Origin of the sequence: Calothrix rhizosoleniae SC01 (genome assembly GCF_900185595.1) — a bacterium.
In the GTDB taxonomy this organism is placed as follows: Bacteria; Cyanobacteriota; Cyanobacteriia; order Cyanobacteriales; family Nostocaceae; genus Calothrix_A; species Calothrix_A rhizosoleniae.
The window spans coordinates 1-5,180 of the sequence record NZ_FYBH01000033.1; the positions used below are offsets into that span (position 1 = coordinate 1).

Here is a 5,180-nt window from a genome sequence, read left to right on the forward strand (position 1 = left end):
CTTTTGTTAATTTGTTGGATTTAATTTGCTTGGATACACACAACTAATAAACTCTTTGACAATATATTTTCCCTAGACTGGCTAAGGGGGGAGACAAAGATTGTTATCTTAATGCCTAAAAAGGCTTATGAAATACATTAAATGCTTATTTCTATTAAATCCTCTGTTCAATGAAAAATAGATAAGTATAATATATTTTTTCTCTAAAGATATTTAAATACAATTGACGATTATCTACGTACTTATGCTATGTCAATTAAAAGTGCCAAAATATAGTATTAGGCGCAAGTAATAAGTCACAAGTAATAAATAATACTAATTTTAAAAATGCTTTCGGCAGTAATTAGGGGCGCAATGATTGCGCCCAAGCCTGTCAAGGCTATCATCAACAGAACGGAAACTGTATCAGCTTTGACAATTGCCCGCAATATTCTGAGATGCATGAGAACTTGTTGTAGGAGCATTAACTACTAATTCTATTTTCCCATTGCCATTAACAATCCATCCTTGAGCTTCGCGGATTTGAGAAGGAGTTGACTGTGCTTGTTGATCTACAGTTGTTGAGCGTTGACTGGCAGAATTATTGCTTTTCTGTGATTTGCTTTGTGCCAGCTTACCCTCAGGAATACGTAAATCTACCCATGAATCCTGACTTCTCAATGTTTGACTTGGATTAACTGGTAATCCTCCTTTACCTGCAACTACAAAGGAATTTTCTTGTTGGGAGCAACTTCTGGCAACTAATTTATTTTTATCGAGGGGAGTAGCTGGTAATTTTTTGATATTGATTTTCTCTTCTTTTGTGTTATTGATCTCTACTTCTCCATCAATACCAAACTGAGAACTCGCAGTAATTACACTATCTGAAGATAGAAATAAACCTTGGGTATTAATTTGAATATTACCTCCAGGGCCTAAAACAGCATTAGCCTTAATATTACTATTTCCCAGAAGTGCGATTACATTAGCAGTAATAAAAATATCACCCCCACCACCATTACTATCGAGGACACTAGTACTAATCAAACTATTGTTACGCAGGAATATCTCACTAGCAGTTGCAGTTAAGGTAATATTACCGCCACCTGTTTGTTCTGAAGTAGCAGTGATTTTTCCGTTATTAGTTTCTAATCTTTCAAACAAGATATTAATGTTACCTGCTTTACCTAAGCCTGTACTATTGGCAGAAATTTCCGCTCCACTGTTCAGGGATACCTTTTTGCTTGTAATGTTAATATTACCTCCCTTATCATCTCCCCTAGTTTCAGCCAGGATTTGACTGCCATTATTAGCAACTAATGAATCTGACAATTGCAGAGATATATTACCCCCGTCTTTTGTAGCACTAGATGCAGTAATACTACTGAAAGTATCTGCTGTGGAACTATCTAATAACAATGATTTAGCCTGAATTTCCAGATTCCCGGTTTTTCCCTCCCCTGGACGACTGTTGGGATTATTAGCAGAGAAATTACTGACATTTATGGTTGCCCCATCTTTAATGCTAAGCTCGTCTGTGGTAATTTTTATATCACCACCATCTCCCGTATCCAACACAGCACTGGCAAACAAACCACTAACTTTTCCTGTGGATGATGTACCAACTAGTTCTATAGATTCAGTGGCATTGACTATAATATTTCCTGCTTTTCCCGAAGCAGCAGTACTAGTAACAATGGCAGCTCCATCGGCAACTTTTAAGTTTGCGGTTGTAATGTTTAAATCACCGCCATTACCTGTTGTACGAGAATTCACAAAACTAAATATACCACTGGTTCTTCTCCCACTATCTGAAGTACCAATTAATTCGATATCATTTGCCTGGACATTGATTTTACCAGCATTCTTTTCATTACTAGTACTAGCAGTGATTTGTGCTCCATCTGTCAGTTTCAAAGAGTTGGTTTCCACAGTTAAAGTACCTGCATTTCCAGTGGATCCTCTTTCCGTACTAGAGAGTAAAGCAGTGGAAAACTCGCTATTACCAGCCACACCTGTGCCAATTAATTCTATTTCCTCAGCTTTAACAATTAAATTGCCCCCATCCCCAATACCAAATGTATTGACAAGAATCTGCGCTCCTCCATCCATTTTTAAGCTATTGGTTGTGACAAATATATTACCTCCTGTACCAGTAGCATTTCGATTCACTTGAGAAAATAAACCACTGGGACCATAAGGACTAAAACCAATAATTTCAATGTCATCGGCTGTGACTTTGACGACACCTGCATTACCAGAACTAAATGTATTAGCGTTAATCTGACCACCATCAGTCAGGAACAAATTTTTAGTCTCAATATTTACTTCCCCTCCATGTCCTGTAGCATCGGGAGCAACATCTGTAGAGACATAACTCATAAATACTTTGGACTGAGATATACCACTAACAGTTATATCCTCCGTGGCTTTTAGTGTTATCTTACCTCCAGTACCATCTTTGAGAGTGTCAGCCAAAATTGCGGAACCGTCTTTAACATTAATATTTCTTCCTTGAATCTGAATCTCACCAGCTGTATCACTGCTCACTTCCAAAGAAGAACCCATATTATTCTGGCTTAATAAATTAACATCTTGGAAGTTATTGACATTAATATCTTGATAATCTAATTTCCAACTGGTATCGGCATCGCTATGAATTATATTAACTGTGCCTTCACGAACACTTCCTATTTCAATCCTTCCTGAGTTTGCAGTCAGATTTCCTCCATTGAGAGTGACATTCCCACCAACGAGGGCAAGGGTTTGACCATCCTTAACTTGCAGCCCTACGGGTCTATTACTCCTGTTAATAGAAGGATTGGTGCGACTAACAAGATTTAATTCGTTTCCTGAACCATTGACAATAATATCTCCGGGATTAGAACCCAATTGCAATCCTACAGGAACTTTCATACTGAGGATTGGTGGTGTACTAGTATTAGTGGCGCTAAATTTTACATTATCTGGAAAGAGGATAATATCTGCTGTTGAGGTCACAAAAGAACCACCAATGTTCAGCGAAGCACCAGAACCAAAAATAACTCCATTAGGGTTAATTAAATATAGACTGGCTGTGCCATTAGCCTCAATTAAACCATCAATATTAGAAATATTACCCCCAGTTACTCGACCAAAAATGTTTTGAATATTTGTATTATTCTTGAAAATCGCAGAACCATTTGTCGGAACAGAGAACTGATCAAAACTATGGAATAGATTGGTTCCAGAGATTGTGCCATTTTCAATCTGATACTTGATCCCATCAACAGTAACTTTTGTGTTCAGGGAGTTATCAGAAGTGACTTGTGCGATCGCTGATGGCACTAGAAATAAATAATAGATAGTAAGAACACAGAATATATATAAATTCGCTGTTAATAACTTCAGCATCTTATTTTCGTTGGGAGATATTTTAATTTATTATTCCCAAAATCCAAGTAAAATTTATCTATCGCTTTTATTTTTATCTGGAAAAGATTATTTTCGGGAAATTGACCAAGGTGTAGAGGAAAATCGCACCTTATTTGTTCGGTTCTACGACTTTCATTTACACACAAATAGCTATAACCTCGTAGGTAGTGATGAATTTGCTTACACGCTCAAGGTCACTAGCAAATCAAGGGGTGAAAATCGGTGTACAAATGGATCTTGCCAAGTTTGAAAGAAGTTGTAACCACCAATCAATCCACTTTTGTTGAATGTTCATCTGCAAAAGCTCAACAGCAATGGCGAATGAGTTTAGCGGCAGCAGAACAAATGCTATTAAGTAATGTTGAAAATACCAATCATAATAGTATACCTGGATTGGTATTCACCGGGCCAGTTCCCGTATTTAGCCAACCACAATTGGCTCATCAGATACAAACTATTACTTTTACAGGCAAGCCATTTAACCCCTTGGCGTTGATGCCATTTCAAATGCCTACTGTTGATGTTAATCCAGATTTAAAGGTTAATCCCCAAGAATCTGTATTACCTTTGTTACCAGTAGATCCTTTGGCACAAGAGCAGTTTTGCTTGATATTTACGGGAAAATTTAGATTGCTGCTGGTTTTGACACCAGAAGAAAATGGTAGCCGCCATTATCTTTTCTCTTTTGAACCAGAAGTCGTTCAGCAAGCATGGCAGGCATTGGGAGCAAGGGTAATGCTGACTAATCCCAACTTATTTGCTGATTTAGAGTTGTTAGTACAACAATATCCACAAGCACAACCAGATTACCGCCAAGTTGTGCAGTTTAGCCAGTTATTACTAACATATATACCAGAACCAGAGGTAAAAACAGAGACTGTAGCCAAAGGACAAAATGAGAAGGGAAATAGCTCATTGCCCGATTCTGGTTTAGATGAACAGGATACAATCAGCAATGGTGTGGAAAATTCTCACTCTTATACACAGCGTAATGATGTAGAGTTACTGCAAGCCTTCGCCCATGAAGTCCGTACCCCATTAACAACGATTCGCACCATGACACGCTTATTGTTAAGGCAAAAGGACTTGTCTGCTAACGTTATCAAGCGTTTAAAAATTATAGACTGCGAATGCACCGAACAAATTGATCGCATGGAGTTACTATTCCAAGCAGCAGAGTTGGAAACTAGTCCTGTTGGCAAAACAACTACTAAAACTCCTCTAACGGCTATGTCTTTGGATCAAGTTCTCCAGCAAAATATCCCCCGTTGGCAAGAAACTGCTAGTAGACGTAACCTAACTTTAGAAGTTGTTTTACCCCAACAACTACCAACAGTGATCAGTAATCCTGTCATGTTGGATCGGGTTTTGACTGGTGTCATGGAAAATGTGACTCGCAATTTACCCTCAGGAAGTCACATTCAAGTACAGGTAATTCCGGCGGGGAACCAATTAAAGTTGCAATTATTACCTTTACCTCAATCTCAAGAGCCAGATCGAAAATCGGCATTTTCATGTACCCCACCTATTCGCAAAGCCCTGGGGCAATTATTAACTTTCCAACCAGAAACGGGTACAATTAGCCTCAATCTCTCTGCAACTAAACATCTATTTCAAGAAATCGGTGGTAAGCTGATTGTCCGACAACGTCCCCGTCATGGAGAAATTTTAACAATCTTTTTACCCTTGGAAATCCAAGACAAGCAGCCATTAGGAGCGAAGAATTAAGAGTAATAGATGGAAGTGAGAGAGTGAGGGTTGATGGTTGTTAGTTGTTAGTTGTTAGT

General features: G+C 38.3%; 2 protein-coding genes. One reads left to right on the forward strand and one right to left on the reverse strand.

Going from position 1 to position 5,180, the window contains the following annotated elements:
* Positions 1-405: 405 nt before the first annotated feature.
* Positions 406-3,372 (reverse strand): two-partner secretion domain-containing protein, encoded by a 2,967-nt coding sequence (locus CALSC_RS01740; protein ID WP_088239709.1) that lies wholly within the window; start codon positions 3,370-3,372, stop codon positions 406-408.
* A 243-nt stretch (positions 3,373-3,615) separates the two neighbouring features.
* Between CALSC_RS01740 and CALSC_RS01750 the strand changes: the two genes are divergently transcribed.
* Positions 3,616-5,121 (forward strand): sensor histidine kinase, encoded by a 1,506-nt coding sequence (locus tag CALSC_RS01750; RefSeq protein WP_088239711.1) that lies wholly within the window; start codon positions 3,616-3,618, stop codon positions 5,119-5,121.
* Positions 5,122-5,180 lie beyond the last annotated feature (59 nt).

What these genes read in the sequence shown, in the direction of transcription:
- CALSC_RS01740 (WP_088239709.1), bottom strand. Translation starts at nt 3,372, where the DNA reads ATGCTGAAGTTATTAACAGCGAATTTATATATATTCTGTGTTCTTACT.